General features: G+C 64.4%; 14 protein-coding genes. 11 read left to right on the top strand and 3 right to left on the bottom strand.

The window, feature by feature from the left end; all coding sequences use genetic code 11:
- Positions 1-87: 87 nt before the first annotated feature.
- The gene (gene cytX, locus HU766_RS01490; RefSeq protein ID WP_186652776.1) at positions 88-1,371 is read left to right on the top strand and encodes a putative hydroxymethylpyrimidine transporter CytX; all 1,284 of its coding nucleotides are present in this window, start codon (positions 88-90) and stop codon (positions 1,369-1,371) included.
- On the opposite strand, the gene HU766_RS01485 is transcribed toward cytX, so the two are convergent.
- Positions 1,340-2,086: an RsiV family protein gene (locus tag HU766_RS01485; RefSeq protein WP_033701838.1), complete on the bottom strand. Its 747-nt coding sequence runs from the start codon at positions 2,084-2,086 to the stop codon at positions 1,340-1,342. The two genes, cytX and HU766_RS01485, sit on opposite strands and share 32 nt — an antisense overlap.
- Before the next feature lie 185 nt (positions 2,087-2,271).
- Here HU766_RS01485 and HU766_RS01480 point away from each other — a divergent pair, with 185 nt between their 5' ends.
- The 9 genes from HU766_RS01480 (at position 2,272) to HU766_RS01440 (ending at position 11,588) form a co-directional block, all read left to right on the top strand.
- Positions 2,272-2,889 (top strand): NUDIX domain-containing protein, encoded by a 618-nt coding sequence (locus tag HU766_RS01480; RefSeq protein WP_033701837.1) that lies wholly within the window; start codon positions 2,272-2,274, stop codon positions 2,887-2,889.
- Positions 2,880-3,332 (top strand): DUF1249 domain-containing protein, encoded by a 453-nt coding sequence (locus HU766_RS01475; RefSeq protein ID WP_027592506.1) that lies wholly within the window; start codon positions 2,880-2,882, stop codon positions 3,330-3,332. Before HU766_RS01480 ends, HU766_RS01475 begins: the two co-directional genes overlap by 10 nt.
- A gap of 85 nt (positions 3,333-3,417) precedes the next feature.
- Positions 3,418-4,224 (top strand): 3',5'-cyclic-AMP phosphodiesterase, encoded by an 807-nt coding sequence (gene cpdA, locus HU766_RS01470; protein WP_189673082.1) that lies wholly within the window; start codon positions 3,418-3,420, stop codon positions 4,222-4,224.
- A 151-nt stretch (positions 4,225-4,375) separates the two neighbouring features.
- Positions 4,376-4,984: a YqiA/YcfP family alpha/beta fold hydrolase gene (locus HU766_RS01465; protein WP_186652774.1), complete on the top strand. Its 609-nt coding sequence runs from the start codon at positions 4,376-4,378 to the stop codon at positions 4,982-4,984.
- A 48-nt stretch (positions 4,985-5,032) separates the two neighbouring features.
- Positions 5,033-6,937 carry a DNA topoisomerase IV subunit B gene (gene parE / locus HU766_RS01460; protein ID WP_033701834.1) on the top strand — a complete coding sequence of 635 codons (1,905 nt, stop codon included), beginning with the start codon at positions 5,033-5,035 and terminating at the stop codon, positions 6,935-6,937.
- Positions 6,934-7,920, top strand: coding sequence for an esterase-like activity of phytase family protein (locus HU766_RS01455; RefSeq protein ID WP_186652772.1), 987 nt, complete (start codon positions 6,934-6,936; stop codon positions 7,918-7,920). Before parE ends, HU766_RS01455 begins: the two co-directional genes overlap by 4 nt.
- Positions 7,917-8,435, top strand: coding sequence for a TIGR02281 family clan AA aspartic protease (locus HU766_RS01450; protein WP_186652769.1), 519 nt, complete (start codon positions 7,917-7,919; stop codon positions 8,433-8,435). The genes HU766_RS01455 and HU766_RS01450 overlap by 4 nt, the downstream gene beginning before the upstream one ends.
- A gap of 10 nt (positions 8,436-8,445) precedes the next feature.
- On the top strand, positions 8,446-10,704 hold the full coding sequence (gene parC, locus HU766_RS01445; protein ID WP_033701831.1) for a DNA topoisomerase IV subunit A: 2,259 nt from the start codon (positions 8,446-8,448) through the stop codon (positions 10,702-10,704).
- Positions 10,705-10,877: 173 nt separating this feature from the next.
- The gene (locus tag HU766_RS01440; RefSeq protein ID WP_033701830.1) at positions 10,878-11,588 is read left to right on the top strand and encodes an ABC-type transport auxiliary lipoprotein family protein; all 711 of its coding nucleotides are present in this window, start codon (positions 10,878-10,880) and stop codon (positions 11,586-11,588) included.
- 240 nt (positions 11,589-11,828) lie between these two features.
- On the opposite strand, the gene HU766_RS01435 is transcribed toward HU766_RS01440, so the two are convergent.
- Positions 11,829-13,292, bottom strand: a complete 1,464-nt coding sequence (locus HU766_RS01435; RefSeq protein ID WP_186652767.1) for an AhpA/YtjB family protein — start codon at positions 13,290-13,292, stop codon at positions 11,829-11,831.
- Between the two features lie 135 nt (positions 13,293-13,427).
- Here HU766_RS01435 and serB point away from each other — a divergent pair, with 135 nt between their 5' ends.
- Positions 13,428-14,642, top strand: coding sequence for a phosphoserine phosphatase SerB (gene serB / locus HU766_RS01430; RefSeq protein ID WP_033701828.1), 1,215 nt, complete (start codon positions 13,428-13,430; stop codon positions 14,640-14,642).
- Positions 14,643-14,688: 46 nt separating this feature from the next.
- On the opposite strand, the gene asd is transcribed toward serB, so the two are convergent.
- The gene (asd, locus tag HU766_RS01425; RefSeq protein ID WP_186652765.1) at positions 14,689-15,552 is read right to left on the bottom strand and encodes an archaetidylserine decarboxylase; all 864 of its coding nucleotides are present in this window, start codon (positions 15,550-15,552) and stop codon (positions 14,689-14,691) included.
- Positions 15,553-15,557: the final 5 nt, after the last annotated feature.

Here is a 15,557-nt window from a genome sequence, read left to right as displayed (position 1 = left end):
GGGGGGCGCTTCGCGCCCCTTTCGCGACGCAAGGCCGCTCCTACAGCGACCGTGTTCAACCTCCTTTAATGCCGAGTGTCTGCCAGCATGACCACCCCCAGCCAATTCTCCCCCGACCACCCGGTCCCCATCCCGCAACGCATCTTTGGCGCACGTGACCTGTTCGCGCTGTGGTTCTCCCTCGGCATCGGCCTGATGGTGCTGCAGGTCGGCGCCATGCTGGCCCCAGGCCTGGGCCTTGCCGGCGCGGTACTGGCCATCGCGCTGGGCACCGGTGTGGGTGTGCTGTTGCTGGGGGCTGCCGGGGTTATCGGCAGCGACACCGGCCTTTCTGCCATGGGCACCCTGCGCCTGAGCCTGGGCAGCCATGGCGCGCGTTTGCCGGCACTGCTCAACCTGTTGCAACTGGTCGGTTGGGGCGCCTTCGAAATCATCGTCATGCGCGATGCCGCCAGCCTGCTGGGCGCGAGGGCCTTCGGTGAAGACAGTGCCTGGAACAGCCCGGTGCTGTGGACCCTGTGCTTCGGTGCGCTGGCCACTGTGTTGGCCGTCAGCGGGCCACTGGCTTTCGTGCGCAAGGTGCTGCGCGCCTGGGGTATCTGGTTGTTGATGGGCGCTTGCCTGTGGCTGACCTGGAACCTGTTTGCCAAGGCCGACCTGGCTGAGCTGTGGGGCCGCGCCGGGGATGGCTCTATGTCGCTCGCGGTGGGTTTTGACATCGTCATCGCCATGCCGCTGTCCTGGTTGCCGTTGATCGCCGACTACTCGCGCTTCGCCCGCAATGGCAAGCATGTGTTCGGCGGCACGGTAGTTGGGTACTTTATCGGCAACACCTGGCTGATGAGCCTGGGCGTGGCCTACACCCTGGCCTTTGCCGCCAGTGGCGAAGTCAATGCCTTGCTGCTGGCTCTGGCTGGCGCCGGCATGGGTATTCCGCTGCTGCTCATTCTGCTGGACGAGTCGGAAAAGGCCTTCGCCGACATCCATTCGGCAGCGGTTTCAACCGGTGTGCTTTTGCCACTGAAGGTCGAGCACCTGGCGCTGGCCATCGGCGTGCTGTGCACCCTGATCGCCCTGCTGGCGCCGCTGGCCCAGTACGAAAACTTCCTGCTGTTGATCGGTTCGGTGTTCGCACCGCTGTTCGGCGTGGTGCTGATGGACCACTACGTGATCCGCCGCCGCCGCTTGCCGGCGCAGGTCGATGGCTTGCACTGGCAGGCGTTGCTGGCCTGGGCCGCGGGGGTGGCGGCTTATCATCTGATCGCCGCGCAAGCGCCGGACCTGGGGGCGACCCTGCCAGCGCTGGTGCTGGCAGGTGTGCTGCATGCGCTACTGAGCTTCAGCCGCGGCCGGGAAACAGCTCAGGCTTGATCACGCCGTTCAGGCGCGGGTAGGGGATCTTCAGCTCGACGTGGCCCATGGAGTAGGGCGCGATGGCATAGACCTCATACTTGACCACCACCGCGCCGTACGTCAGGGCGACGTGCGGCGACTTCTTGAAGGGCCAGGTCTTGATGAATTCGGCGTCCTTGTCCATGCCCACGCTGATCATCCACGCGCGGTGCGACTCTTCGACGGTTTTCCAGAAGGTCTCTTCCTGGCCTGGCACCAGCATGTCCTGCAGGGTCAGGACCTTGTCCAGCTTGCGCGAATAGTTGATGAAGCCACGCCCCGGCATGCCGTGGGCACCCCCGCTGTCCAGGTAGCTGGACAGTTCGATGATCACCAGTCCGTCATGCTGCTCGCGTACCTTGGCCTGCAGGTAGCTGCTGTTGCGCTTGTCGGCGCTGGCCAGGTACTGCTGCTCGTACGCCTGCAAGGTGGTTGGCGCGGCGCCGCGCTGGTTGTCTTCGGTCAGTTGCAGCAGGCGCTGTTCGACGATGCCATCGAGCTTGGGTAGGGCCGGGAAGTGAATGGTGTCGATGTTCACCAGGGGGCAGTCGCTTTCGCTGCAGCCGGGCTTGACGTGCTCCCAGGCGTCACGCTTGACCTCGAGCGGTGCCCGGTAATTAGGCGTGAACAGGCTCTGGCAGGCACCCAGGGCCAGTGCCAGCACGGCCACGGAAGTCAGTTTGACAAGTGTCATGATGATCCTTGCAGAACAGGGAAAAGTCGGCCTTTGACCGTCGGCGCGGCCTTCAGTTCGCCACTAAGCTAACAGACAGAAGGCGCGCTGTCCCGAGTGCGCGAACGGTTGCTGGAAACGGATGAAAGAGGCCGGCAGGCGGAGTAGGATGGCGCGAAGCGGTAAATGAGGTAACGAGGATTTCTATGTCAGACACGCTCAATTCAGTCCCCAAGGCGGTCGAGATCGTCAAGCGGGCCAACTGCTTCCAGGGCTTCTACAAGCTCGACAAGGTGCACCTGCGCCACGAACTGTTTGCCGGGGGCATGGGCCGCGAGATCAGCCGCGAACTGTTCGTGCGTCATGATGCGGTCTGTGTGCTGCCTTATGACCCGCTACGCGATGAAGTGGTGTTGATCGAGCAGTTTCGTGTCGGCGCCCTCGACAAGGTCGCCAACCCGTGGCTGATCGAGATGGTCGCCGGGCTGATCGACAAGGACGAGCAGCCTGAAGAGGTGGCACACCGCGAGGCAGAAGAAGAGGCCGGTTTGACCTTCAGCGCCTTGTGGCCGATGACCCGCTACTTCCCGTCGCCCGGTGGCAGTGACGAATACGTCCATCTGTTCCTTGGGCGTTGCACCAGCGAGGGCGCGGGCGGCCTGCATGGCCTGGAAGAAGAGGGCGAGGACATCCGCGTGCGCGTCTGGTCGTTCGAAGATGCCTTGCAGGCGGTACGTGACGGCCGTATCTGCAACGCTGCGACGATCATTGGCCTGCAATGGCTGGCGCTCAACAGAGACGAAGTTCGAGGTATGTGGAAGTGAACCTGCTGCGCGAGCGATATCGGGTCGACCTGGTCGGGCTGCAAGCAGCCTGCGAGGCCAACTACGCCCGCTTGATGCGCTTGTTGCCTGACATGCGCACCACCCAGAGCTCGCGTCGTATCGGCATGACCCAAGGCGATCAGATGCTCGGTGTGCTGGTACTCGATGTGGTGCTGGCCTGCCCGTATACCACCACGCTGCACGTGCGCCAGGAGCACAGCTTGCCGTGGCTGCCAGTGCCGCACCTGGAGGTTCAGGTGTACCACGATGCGCGCATGGCCGAGGTGGTCAGCGCCGAGCACGCGCGGCGCCTGCGCAGTATCTACCCGTACCCCAATGCAGGCATGCACCAGCCCGATGAAAAGGCGCAGCTCAACCTGTTCCTCGGCGAGTGGCTGAGCCACTGCCTGGCCTGTGGTCACGAATTGGCAAGCGTTCGCTGAAATGTGATGTGCGTCGGCTTCGGGTGTTTGCTCGCACCCGTTGCACAGCCATAATTCGTGCTGAATCCGTTCGAGGAGACGGCCGTTGCCGCACCTAGACCCAACCCGCCCCGTGCATGTGGTGCAACTCACCGATGCCCACCTGTTTGCCGACCCGGCCGGCACCCTGCTGGGTCTCAATACCCGGGACAGCCTGCGCCATGTGGTTGCCCAGGTGCAGCGCGAGCAACCGGCCATCGACCTGCTGCTGTGCACGGGGGACCTTTCCCAGGACGCCAGCGTGGCGTCGTATGAAGCGTTCCGCGAGTTGACCGCAGGGTTTGGCGTGGCGACGCGCTGGTTGCCGGGCAACCATGACGAAGCCAGGGTGATGGCCGACATCGCGCAGGGCACGGACCTGGTGCAAGCGGTTACCGATATCGGTGGCTGGCGCATCGTGATGCTCGATTCTGCGGTGGCCGGCGCGACCCATGGCCTGCTCGAAGAGGCTCAGCTGAGCCTGCTTGAGGGTGCATTGAAGACAGCGGGCGAGCGCCATTGCCTGGTGTGCCTCCATCATCAGCCGGTGGACATCGGCTGCGCCTGGATCGCCCCGATCGGCCTGCGCAATGCCCAGGCGCTGTTCGGCATCGTTGAACGTTATCCACAGGTGCGCGGGCTGCTTTGGGGGCATGTCCACCAGCCGTGGGATGAAATGCGCGAGGGGTTGCGCTTGCTGGCCACGCCGTCTACTTGCATTCAGTTCGCGGCGCACAGCGAGGACTTCAAGGTGAGCGAGGAACAGCCGGGCTATCGCTGGCTGCGTCTGCACGCCGACGGGCGGTTGGAGACTGGTGTAGAGCGGGCGCGGGACTTCGACGTGAAGCTGGACTTCGACAGCCCGGGGTATTGACGGCCTTGGGGCTGCTGCGCAGCGGCCCTTCAGGTTGCCGAAGAAATTGTTGCGAAAACCCCGCCGCTGCGTCAAAACCCGGCGAACGCGCTACACTGCGCGTCCCTGCGCCTGCCAGATTGGGCGCGAAGCCACAGATTCCGGGGGCAGCATGTCGGGTTCCATCCTCTATATCCATGGCTTCAACAGCTCGCCGCTGTCGAAGAAGGCGCGCCAGCTCGAGGCCGTCATGCAGCAGCTGGGGTTGTCCGAGCGATTGCGCGTACCGGCCTTGCACCATCACCCGCGCCAGGCCATTGCCCAACTGCAAGGCGCTATTGCCGAGTTGGGCGCGCCCCTGCTGGTCGGCAGTTCGCTCGGCGGCTACTATGCCACCTATCTGGCCGAGCGCCATGGCCTCAAGGCCCTGCTGATCAACCCGGCAGTGGCACCGCATCGGTTGTTCGATGGCTACCTCGGCACCCAGCGCAACCTTTACACCGATGAGGCCTGGGAGCTGACTCACGATCACGTGCAGGCCCTGGCCGAGCTGGAAGTGCCCGCCCCCGTGGATGCCAATCGCTATCAAGTGTGGTTGCAGACCGCCGATGAAACCCTGGACTATCGCCACGCCGAGCGCTATTACCGTGCTTGTGCCCTGCGTATCCAGGCCGGTGGCGACCACAGCTTCCAGGGCTTCGTCGAGCGCTTGCCGGCGATGCTGGCCTTCGCCGGTGTTGCCCCGAGTTTGTATGCGGCGCTCGACTTTTCTGTGCTCTGACTTTTGTACTCTGACCTTTTGCATTCACCTGACTGACGACGAGACCCCATGGCCAATCCCAGCGCTAGCGCCTATAACGCAGACGCCATCGAAGTCCTCTCGGGCCTTGATCCGGTCCGCAAGCGACCGGGCATGTACACCGATACCAGCCGACCGAACCACTTGGCCCAGGAGGTCATCGACAACAGCGTCGACGAAGCCCTGGCCGGTCACGCCCGTTCGGTGCAGGTCATCCTCCACGCCGACCACTCGCTGGAAGTCAGCGACGACGGCCGCGGCATGCCGGTGGACATTCACCCGGAAGAAGGCGTGTCCGGGGTCGAGCTGATCCTTACCAAGCTGCACGCGGGCGGCAAGTTCTCCAACAAGAACTACCAGTTCTCCGGCGGCCTGCACGGCGTCGGTATTTCGGTGGTCAACGCCCTGTCGACCCAGGTGCGCGTGCGCGTCAAGCGTGACGGCAACGAGTACCAGATGACCTTCGCCGATGGTTTCAAGGCCAGTGAACTGGAAGTGGTCGGCTCGGTCGGCAAGCGCAATACCGGCACCAGCGTGTACTTCAGCCCCGACCCGAAGTATTTCGATTCGCCTAAATTCTCCATCAGCCGCCTCAAGCATGTGCTCAAGGCCAAGGCCGTTCTGTGCCCGGGCCTGCTGGTCAGCTTCGAGGACAAGGGCAGCGGCGAGAAGGTCGAGTGGCACTACGAGGACGGCCTGCGTTCCTACCTGGTCGACTCGGTCAGCGAGTACCTGCGCCTGCCGGACGAGCCGTTCTGCGGCAGCCTGGCTGGCAACAAGGAAGCCGTGGACTGGGCCTTGCTGTGGCTGCCCGAGGGCGGTGACAGCGTTCAGGAAAGCTACGTCAACCTGATCCCCACCGCCCAGGGCGGCACCCACGTCAACGGCCTGCGCCAGGGCCTGCTGGACGCCATGCGCGAGTTCTGCGAATTCCGCAACCTGCTGCCGCGCGGCGTCAAGCTGGCGCCGGAAGACGTCTGGGAGCGCATCACCTTCGTGCTTTCGATGAAGATGCAGGAGCCGCAGTTCTCCGGGCAGACCAAAGAGCGCCTGTCGTCCCGTGAGGCGGCCGCGTTTGTTTCCGGTGTGGTCAAGGACGCCTTCAGCCTGTGGCTCAACGCCCACCCCGAGCTGGGCATGCAGTTGGCGGAACTGGCCATCAGCAACGCCGGCCGTCGCCTCAAGGCCAGCAAGAAGGTCGAACGCAAACGCATCACCCAGGGCCCGGCGCTGCCAGGCAAGCTGGCGGATTGCGCAGGCCAGGACCCGATGCGCGCCGAGCTGTTCCTGGTCGAGGGTGACTCGGCCGGTGGCTCGGCCAAGCAGGCGCGAGACAAAGAGTTCCAGGCGATCCTGCCGCTGCGCGGCAAGATCCTCAACACCTGGGAAGTGGACGGCGGTGAAGTCCTGGCCAGCCAGGAGGTGCACAACATTGCCGTGGCCATCGGCGTCGACCCCGGCGCCGCCGACCTGTCGCAACTGCGCTATGGCAAGATCTGCATCCTCGCCGACGCCGACTCCGACGGCTTGCACATCGCCACCTTGCTGTGCGCGCTGTTCGTTCAGCACTTCCGCCCCCTGGTGGAGGCCGGTCATGTCTACGTGGCCATGCCGCCGCTCTACCGCATCGACCTGGGCAAGGAAATCTACTACGCCCTCGACGAAGCCGAGCGTGATGGCATCCTCGACCGCCTGGTGGCCGAGAAGAAGCGCGGCAAGCCGCAAGTCACGCGCTTCAAAGGGCTGGGCGAGATGAACCCGCCACAGCTGCGCGAAACCACCATGGACCCGAATACCCGGCGCCTGGTGCAGCTGACCCTGGAAGACGTCGAGGCCACCTGCGAGCTGATGGACAAGCTGCTGGCCAAGAAGCGTGCCGGTGATCGCAAGAGCTGGCTGGAAACCAAAGGCAACCTGGCCGAGGTCATGGTTTGATTCGGCTGCTACTTGCCGCTTGCCTTGCACTGTTCGCCTTGCCGAGTTTGGCGGGCAACTGGCCGCAGTTGAAGATGGCCGCCGAGCACCCGATCGAGGGTATGCGCGGCGGCAATCTGTCTGGCCTGGCCCAGTGCCGAGGTGCGCTATGGGGCGTTTCCGACCGTGACGACGACCGCGTTTACCGCTTCGATCAACAAAATGCCGTGTGGCGTGCCCAGCCGCTGACCTTCACCCCGCCGCCGGTACCGGAGAGCGGTTTGCCGTGGGGGCTGAAGTCGCGCAACTGGGCGGCGTCCTATGTCCGCGGTGGTGAACTGGACTTCGAAGGCATCACCTGTGACCAGGCCGGTAACCTTTACCTGGTCAGTGAGGCCCACGCTGCTGTCTTGCAGGTCCCCGTCGAAGGCGAGCCGGACTGGTTGAAGATCGACCCGGCCATGGTACGACAGGCCCGGGCCAGCGGCATGCTGCTGAACTTCAATGCCTTGTTCGAAGGCTTGGCGATCAACCCGGCGGGCGACCGCATCTGGCTTGCCGCCGAGCGCGAGCGCCGGGGGCTGGTGGCGATCGAGCGCCAGCAATCGGTGTGGACGTGCGGGCGCAGCTGCGTGCTGCTGAGCGAGGCCGGGGTCGAGATGCAACCGCCGCAGATGCCCAACGCGCGCGCGCTGTCGCGTGACTTCGCCGACCTGGCCTGGTTCGAGGGCAAGCTGTTTACCCTTGAGCGTAACGCCTACCGCATCTGTCGCCGCGACGCCGACAGCGGCAAGGTCGAGCGTTGCTGGTCGTTTGCCGCCGATGCGCTGGTGGATGCTCGCCGCTATGATCAGCCGTTCGGCCTGGCAGAAGCCCTGGTGATCGACGCCAAAGGCGCCTGGATTGGCCTGGACAACAACAATGGCCGCCGCGCCGATGGCGAGGTGCGGCCGATTGTCTGGCGCTTCGAAGCGCCAGAGGGCGGTTGGAGCGCCAAACCATGAGCCAGGCACCGGGCAAGCGTGCCGGCAAGCTATTGATGATCGTCGCCTGGGCGGCGGCGCTGTTCCTTGCCACGCGCTTTTTCGGTCAATGGGAAGATAGCCAGCGTAATCCCAATACCCAGGTGCGCTCCGAGCACGGCGAAGGCTTTATCGAGGTGCGCCTGCTGAGCAATGGCCAAGGGCACTTCGTGGTGGATGGCGCGATCAATGGCCAGGCGGTGCATTTCATGCTCGACACCGGGGCCACCGACGTGGCGATCCCCGAGGCCCTGGCCAGCGAGCTGGACCTGGCGCGAGGCAGCCCGGTGCTGCTCAGCACCGCAAATGGCCGCACCGAAGGCTACCGCACCCGCTTGACCACCCTGCAATTGGGCGATATCCGCTTGCAGGGCGTGCGCGCAACCGTGGTGCCAGGCCTGGACGGCCAGACCGTGCTGCTGGGCATGAGCGCCCTGAAACAACTTGAATTTACCCAGCGCGGCGGCACCATGCTGTTGCGCCAGAACCTGAAATGACGAGGCCCGCATGAGCGACCCACTGGAACTCAGCCTCGACGGCGTCGAACGCCGCTCGCTGGCTGACTTCACCGAACAGGCCTACCTCAACTACTCCATGTACGTGATCATGGACCGGGCCCTGCCGCACATCGGCGACGGCCTGAAGCCGGTGCAGCGACGCATCATCTACGCCATGAGCGAGTTGGGGCTCGATGCCGATGCCAAGCACAAGAAGTCGGCGCGTACCGTCGGTGACGTGCTCGGCAAGTTCCACCCCCACGGCGACTCGGCCTGCTACGAAGCCATGGTGTTGATGGCGCAGCCGTTCAGCTACCGCTACACCCTGGTCGATGGCCAGGGCAACTGGGGTGCACCGGACGATCCGAAGTCGTTCGCTGCCATGCGTTACACCGAGGCGCGCCTGTCGCGCTACGCCGAAGTGTTGCTCAACGAAGTGGGCCAGGGCACCGTGGACTGGGTGCCGAACTTCGACGGCACCCTGCAGGAGCCCGCAGTACTGCCGGCGCGCCTGCCCAACATCCTGCTCAACGGCACCACCGGCATCGCCGTGGGCATGGCCACCGACGTGCCGCCGCACAACCTGCGTGAAGTGGCCAGTGCCTGCGTGCGCCTGCTGGACGAGCCCAAGGCTACCATCGAGCAGTTGTGCGAGCATATCCAGGGCCCGGACTACCCGACCGAAGCCGAAATCATCACGCCCCGCGCCGAGATCCTGAAGATCTACGAAAGCGGCCGCGGCTCGATCCGCATGCGTGCCGTTTATCGCGTCGAAGATGGCGACGTGGTGGTCACCGCACTGCCGCATCAGGTCTCCGGGGCCAAGGTGCTGGAGCAGATCGCCGCACAGATGCAGGCCAAGAAGCTGCCGATGGTGGCCGACCTGCGTGACGAGTCGGACCACGAGAACCCGTGCCGTATCGTCATCATCCCGCGCTCCAACCGGGTGGATGCCGACGAGCTGATGCAGCACCTGTTCGCCACCACCGACCTGGAAAGCAGCTACCGGGTCAACGTCAACATCATCGGCCTGGACGGCCGGCCGCAGTTGAAGAACCTGCGAGCGCTGTTGCTGGAGTGGCTGGAGTTTCGTACCAACACCGTCCGGCGCCGCCTGCAGCACCGCCTGGACAAGGTGCAGAGGCGCCTGCACCTGCTCGAAGGCTTGCTGACTGCCTTCCTCAACCTGGATGAAGTGATTCATATCATCCGCACCGAGGAGCATCCCAAGCAGGCGCTGATCGAGCGTTTCGAGCTGACCGAAATCCAGGCTGACTACATCCTCGAGACCCGCCTGCGACAGCTGGCGCGCCTTGAAGAGATGAAAATTCGCGGCGAGCAGGACGAGCTGCTCAAGGAGCAGGCCAAGCTGCAGGCCCTGCTCGGCAGCGACGCCAAGCTGCGCAAGCTGGTGCGCAGCGAGCTGATCAAGGACGCCGAAACCTACGGCGACGACCGCCGCTCGCCGATCGTCGAGCGTGCAGAAGCCAAGGCGCTGTCGGAAAACGAGCTGATGCCGACCGAGCCGGTCACCGTTGTGCTATCGGAAAAGGGCTGGGTGCGCTGCGCCAAGGGCCACGACATCGACGCCACCGGCCTTTCGTACAAAGCTGGCGATGGCTTCAAGGCCGCAGCCGCCGGGCGCTCCAACCAGTTTGCCGTATTGATCGACTCCACCGGCCGCAGTTACTCGGTGGCCGCGCATACCTTGCCGTCTGCGCGGGGGCAGGGCGAGCCGCTGACGGGCCGCCTGGCGCCGCCACCTGGGGCGACCTTCGAGTGCGTGCTGCTACCTGAGGACGATGCGCTGTATGTGGTGGCGTCGGATGCCGGTTACGGCTTCGTGGTCAAGGGCGAAGACCTGCAGGCCAAGAACAAGGCCGGCAAAGGCCTGCTCAGCCTGCCCAACGGCGCCAAGGTCATGACCCCGCGCCCGGTGGCCAACCGCGAGCAGGACTGGCTGGCGGCGGTCACCACCGAGGGCCGGCTGCTGGTGTTCAAGGTCAGCGACTTGCCACAGTTGGGCAAAGGCAAGGGCAACAAGATCATCGGCGTGCCCGGTGATCGGGTGGCCAGTCGTGAAGAATTTGTCACCGACCTTGCGGTAATCCCTGAAGGCGCAACCCTTGTATTGCAAGCCGGCAAGCGTACGCTATCGCTGAAAGCGGACGATCTGGAGCACTACAAGGGCGAACGGGGCCGGCGCGGCAGCAAGCTGCCACGCGGCTTCCAGCGCGTCGATGGGTTGCAGGTGGAAGGCCCGGCGTAAGCTGCTGAAATGTCTGGAACGGCAATTTCAAGGCCGTTCCGGGCAGAAATGCTGGAGTCGGACAGCTATTTCGCGGATGATATGGCCCTTGCGGTGCCGGCGTGGCCGTGTGCCCGATTGAATCTACATGAGTATCACTGCGGTCTGCCTGTGGCGACCGCCTGGATGGGATGATGAAACTTCTGCGCCTTCCATTTGCGCTGTTGATGACGGGCCTGCTGGGGCTGGGCGGATGCAGCATGCATCAGCCTGTGGCCTTGTACCAGCTCGACAGCGGTGATCCTGGCCAGCCGTCGCAAAGCGCGGGCATGGCCGTGGTGCTGGGCCCGGTATCGGTTGCCGATTACCTGCAACGCGAGACGTTCCTGCAGCGTCAGGCCGATGGCAGCCTGAGTTCGGCGACCGACGGTCGTTGGGCCGGCAGCCTCTCGTCGGACATTGACCAGTTGCTGGTTCGCCAGCTGGCCTGGCGCCTGGACAGTCAGCGCGTGGTGCTGGCCCCGGCGACCACCGGCTTCAGCCCGGACGTGCAAGTGTTGCTGTCGATTACCCGCCTCGACTCGGGCAAGGATCAGCCGGCGATCCTGGACGCCCAATGGCGCCTGCTCGACCGTCGTGGCCATGTGCGTGACAACCGCATCGTTCACCTTGAGCAGCAGCATGAGGGCAGCGAAGCGTCGCAGGTGCAGGCTCAAGGGCAACTGCTGCAAAAGCTGGCTGAACAGCTGAGCACGGCGGTCAAGCCGCTGGCCAATCAGCCAGCCATTGCCGAAGAGGCGCCGAAGAAGCCCGCTGCGCCGGTACAGGTCAAGAAGGCACCCGAGAAGTCCAAGATCCCGATGGCTTCGCCGATTCGTACCGATATGGAAGTCTATCGGTTCTGATGGTTCCGCCTGATACAAAAAAGCCCGCATCGATGCGGGCTTTTTTGTATCTGCTGCGCGGGCCTTTGTAGGAGCGGCCTTGCGTCGCGAAAGGGCTGCGCAGCGGCCCCCGATTTCAGCGTCGACGCAACTATTGCTGGGGCCGCTGCGCGCCCCTTTCGCGACGCAAGGCCGCTCCTACAAGGGCCGCTGCGCGGGCCTTTCCGACCGGTCCGGCGCCCCGGCAAGGCGGCCTTTGTGTCAGGCCCGGCGCTCGTGCATCCGCGCCAATTGCCGCTCCAGCATCGACGGATACGGCTCCATCAACCGCTCTACACAGCAAGCGCCTTCCGGGCTGGCAATCGGGCGGATCCGCGCGCGTTGACGGATCAGCGCGTCATCACTGATCTGGCGCTCTACCAGCAGCAGGTTACGGCTGTGCTGCGACAGCGCCAGGGCATCCTGGGCTTTTTCGGCCATCAGCAGGTCAACCAGCTCCAACCCTTGCAGGTCATTACCCAGCGCCAGGCCCAGCTGCAGTTGCAGGGTAATGCCGCTGTCGGCCACTTCGATCTGCAAGGCATGGCCCAGCGCACGCAGTAACTCGCCACAGCAGATCGCGTTGGTCAGGTAGTCCTCGCCACAGTCGCGGCTGTGGAACAGCACCAGGGTGCTGCCGTCGTTGAGCGTGTGGGTTTCACCCTCATACAGCGAAGCGGCCTGTTCCAGGCAGTCGCGGTAGCGCTCGAGCAATTCGGTCAGGCGCGTGCGCGGCAGGCGGCGCAGTTGCTCCTGGGAGCCGAGCTGAACGGCCAGTACGGCGCTGTTCTGCGGCTCGTCCGAATCGTATGGCACCGGCTTGGGCGCGCTTTCGTCGTTGTCCAGCAGCCCGGCAAAGGCATCGTCGTCCTCTTCGTCAGCCTGGGCGACAACCTTGGCGCGCGGCGCAATCTTAGGGGCCGGCGCGTGATCGTGCAGGTCGTCGAAGTCGTCTTCGTCGTCCTCTTCTTCCGGCTCTGGCTCAGGTGGCGGCGGCGGGGCCAGGCGAGTGTGCAACTGGCGGGCAATATCGCCGATCTCGTCCTGGCGGTCGGTGGCCGGCGTATAGGGCTGCGGGTCGCGCAGCCACACCCGCAACTGCAGCAGCGGTGTGGTGATATGGCGTGCCTGGCGCAGGCTCAGGCTCAGCGCCAGGGCCAGCAGGATGGCGGCGAGGATGCCCATGCTCTGCAGGCTGATCAGCATCGGCTGCTGGAACTGGCTCATGTCCAGGCTGATGCGCAGTTGCCCGGCCGTGACGTCCTGGAAGGTGATCTTGGTCTGGTACAGGCCTTCGGCTTCACCCAGCAGGCTATTGCGCGGACGCTGGCCAGCCTCGGCGAGGATGCGGTTGTCCACGCTGTAGATGGCCGCATGGGCCACCAGCGGGTTTTTCACCAGGTTGCCCAGCAGCACGTTGAGGCTGAGGATGTCGTTGGACACCAACAGCTCGGTGGCCGACGTGGCCGTCTGCGTGGTCAGGCTCTGGCCGAGCGCGTCGGCCTGCTCGTGCATGGCCTGCTTGAACTGCAGGCCCATCACACAGGCATAGATGACCAGTGCCAGTGCCACCAGGAATATGTTGGTGCAGGCGATGCGTAGCGCCAGAGGGACGCGACGTTGACTCAGGGCACGATAGATCATCAGGAAGAAGTTGTCTGGCTTGACGGGGGTGGGCCGGTTCACAGCGCTCGGCTCTTAATGGCATAAAAGTGTTGGGCAGTATAGCGACACCGGTTTTGTCGGCAAAGCATCGTTCGCGCCCGATGGTCACTGAAAATCGGTAGAATGCGCATTTTTCATCGAAGTCGGAGTCCGGTCTTGCGCGAAATCGTCCTGATCAACATCACAGGTGAAGACCGTCCAGGTCTCACTGCGGCCATCACTGGCGTCCTGCTGCAGGGCGGTGTGAGCATTCTCGACATCGGCCTGGCGGTCATGCACGGCACGTTGTCGTTCGGCATTCTGGTCGATATCCCGGACAACGAAGTGGCCACTCGCCTGCTGCAAAGCGTGCAGGCCAAGGCCCACGAACTGAATCTGCAGGCCCGTTACACGCCGATTTCCGAGGCGGATTACCAGCATTGGGCCGATGGCCACGGAGAGGCGCGTCATATCGTCACCCTGCTCAGCCGCAAGATCACCCCTGAGCAGTTGCAGCGCGTCAGTGCGGTCATCAGCCAGTACGGCCTGACCATCGAGCGCATCGAACGCTTGTCTGCCCGCGTGGGGCTGGATGCCGAGACCGAGAAGGGCAAGGCGGCCATCGAGATCTCCGTGCGCGGCGTGCCGAGCGATGCTCAGGCGTTGCGCGCAGACTTCTTCGCCCTGGCAGAAGCCTTGAGTGTCGACATCGCTTTCCAGAAGGACGACTTGTTCCGACGCAACCGCCGCCTGGCGGTATTCGACATGGACTCGACCCTGATCGAGGCCGAAGTCATCGACGAGCTGGCCAAGGCCGCTGGCGTGGGCGAGCAGGTGGCAGCGATCACCGAGCGGGCGATGCGTGGCGAGCTGGACTTCCGCGCCAGCTTCAAGGAGCGCATGGCGTTGCTCAAAGGCCTGGATGTAGGGGTGCTGGATGAGATCGGTGCGTCGCTGCGCCTGACCGAAGGTGCCGAGAACCTGTTCGCCGAGCTCAAGCGCCTGGGTTACAAGACTGCGATCCTGTCCGGTGGCTTCACGTACTTCGCCAAGCAGGTGCAGGCGCGCCTGGGTATCGACTATGTGTTCGCCAATGAGCTGGAAGTGGTCGACGGCAAGGTGACCGGCGTTGCCGTGGAGCCGATTGTCGATGCTCAGCGCAAGGCTGAACTGCTGCAGCAACTGGCCAGTGAAGAGGGCTTGCAACTGGACCAGACCATCGCCGTGGGGGATGGCGCCAACGACCTGCCAATGTTGTCGCTGGCCGGCCTGGGCGTGGCCTTCCGCGCCAAGCCGCTGGTGCGTCAATCGGCCAAGCAGGCGATTTCCACCCTGGGGCTGGATGGGGTGCTGTACCTGTTGGGCCTGCGCGACCGCGACGCGCGCGGTTGATCTGAACGACCGGGGCTGCCCAGCAGCCCCAGCTTCTACAAGGCGATCAAGCCTGCGCAGGCGCTGCCAACTGCTGGCCCATGCGCACTGCCGACCCCGCACCCAGGCTTTCAGCCCACTTCACCTGCTCTGGCCCGAACAGCACGATGGCGGTCGAGCCCAGTTTGAAGCGGCCCAGCTCGGCGCCTTTTTCCAGGTGGATCGGCGCACGGCTGGCTTCGTCGTAACGGAAGGTCTTCAACTCACGCTTGGGCGGCGTTACCAAGCCGGCCCAGACCGTCTCGATCGAAGCAACGATCATCGCACCTACCAGCACCACGGCCATCGGGCCGCGTTCGGTGTCGAACAGGCAGACGACGCGCTCGTTACGGGCAAACAGCTCAGGCACGTTTTCGGCCGTGGTCTGGTTCACCGAGAACAGGCGGCCCGGTACGTACACCATCTCGCGCAGGGTGCCGGCCAGCGGCATGTGCACGCGGTGGTAATCCTTCGGCGACAGGTAAATGGTGGCGAATTCGCCGCCCATGAACGGCGCGGCCAGGGCCGGGTCGCCACCCAGCAGCTCCAGGGCGCTGTAGCTGTGGCCCTTGGCCTGGAAGATGCGGCCGTGCTCGATCGGGCCAAGCTGGCTGACAGCACCGTCGGCTGGGCACAGGATGGCGCCGGGGGTTTCGTCGAGCGGACGGGCGCCGGGCTTCAAGGCACGGGTGAAGAACGCGTTGAAGTGTTCGTAAGCGCTCAAGTCCTCGACCAGGGCCTCGGACATGTTCACCTGGTAGCGCTTGGCAAACCAGGCGGTGAAGGCGTTTTTGAACCAGCGTGCACGGCACTCGGCAATGCAGCCGGCCAGCCGCGACAGCAGGTGGTGCGGCAGCAGGTACTGGCTGATGATGAACAAACGGGATTTCATGCAGG

The organism is Pseudomonas sp. SWRI77 (assembly GCF_014269105.1).
GTDB lineage: Bacteria > Pseudomonadota > Gammaproteobacteria > Pseudomonadales > Pseudomonadaceae > Aquipseudomonas > Aquipseudomonas capeferrum.
Note: the sequence above shows the minus strand (reverse complement) of the source record. Positions and strands in the feature narration are given on the sequence as shown.

What these genes read in the sequence shown, in the direction of transcription:
- cytX (WP_186652776.1), top strand. Translation starts at nt 88, where the DNA reads ATGACCACCCCCAGCCAATTCTCCCCCGACCACCCGGTCCCCATCCCG.
- HU766_RS01450 (WP_186652769.1), top strand. Translation starts at nt 7,917, where the DNA reads ATGAGCCAGGCACCGGGCAAGCGTGCCGGCAAGCTATTGATGATCGTC.
- HU766_RS01480 (WP_033701837.1), top strand. Translation starts at nt 2,272, where the DNA reads ATGTCAGACACGCTCAATTCAGTCCCCAAGGCGGTCGAGATCGTCAAG.
- parE (WP_033701834.1), top strand. Translation starts at nt 5,033, where the DNA reads ATGGCCAATCCCAGCGCTAGCGCCTATAACGCAGACGCCATCGAAGTC.
- HU766_RS01465 (WP_186652774.1), top strand. Translation starts at nt 4,376, where the DNA reads ATGTCGGGTTCCATCCTCTATATCCATGGCTTCAACAGCTCGCCGCTG.
- HU766_RS01440 (WP_033701830.1), top strand. Translation starts at nt 10,878, where the DNA reads ATGAAACTTCTGCGCCTTCCATTTGCGCTGTTGATGACGGGCCTGCTG.
- asd (WP_186652765.1), bottom strand. Translation starts at nt 15,552, where the DNA reads ATGAAATCCCGTTTGTTCATCATCAGCCAGTACCTGCTGCCGCACCAC.
- parC (WP_033701831.1), top strand. Translation starts at nt 8,446, where the DNA reads ATGAGCGACCCACTGGAACTCAGCCTCGACGGCGTCGAACGCCGCTCG.
- HU766_RS01485 (WP_033701838.1), bottom strand. Translation starts at nt 2,086, where the DNA reads ATGACACTTGTCAAACTGACTTCCGTGGCCGTGCTGGCACTGGCCCTG.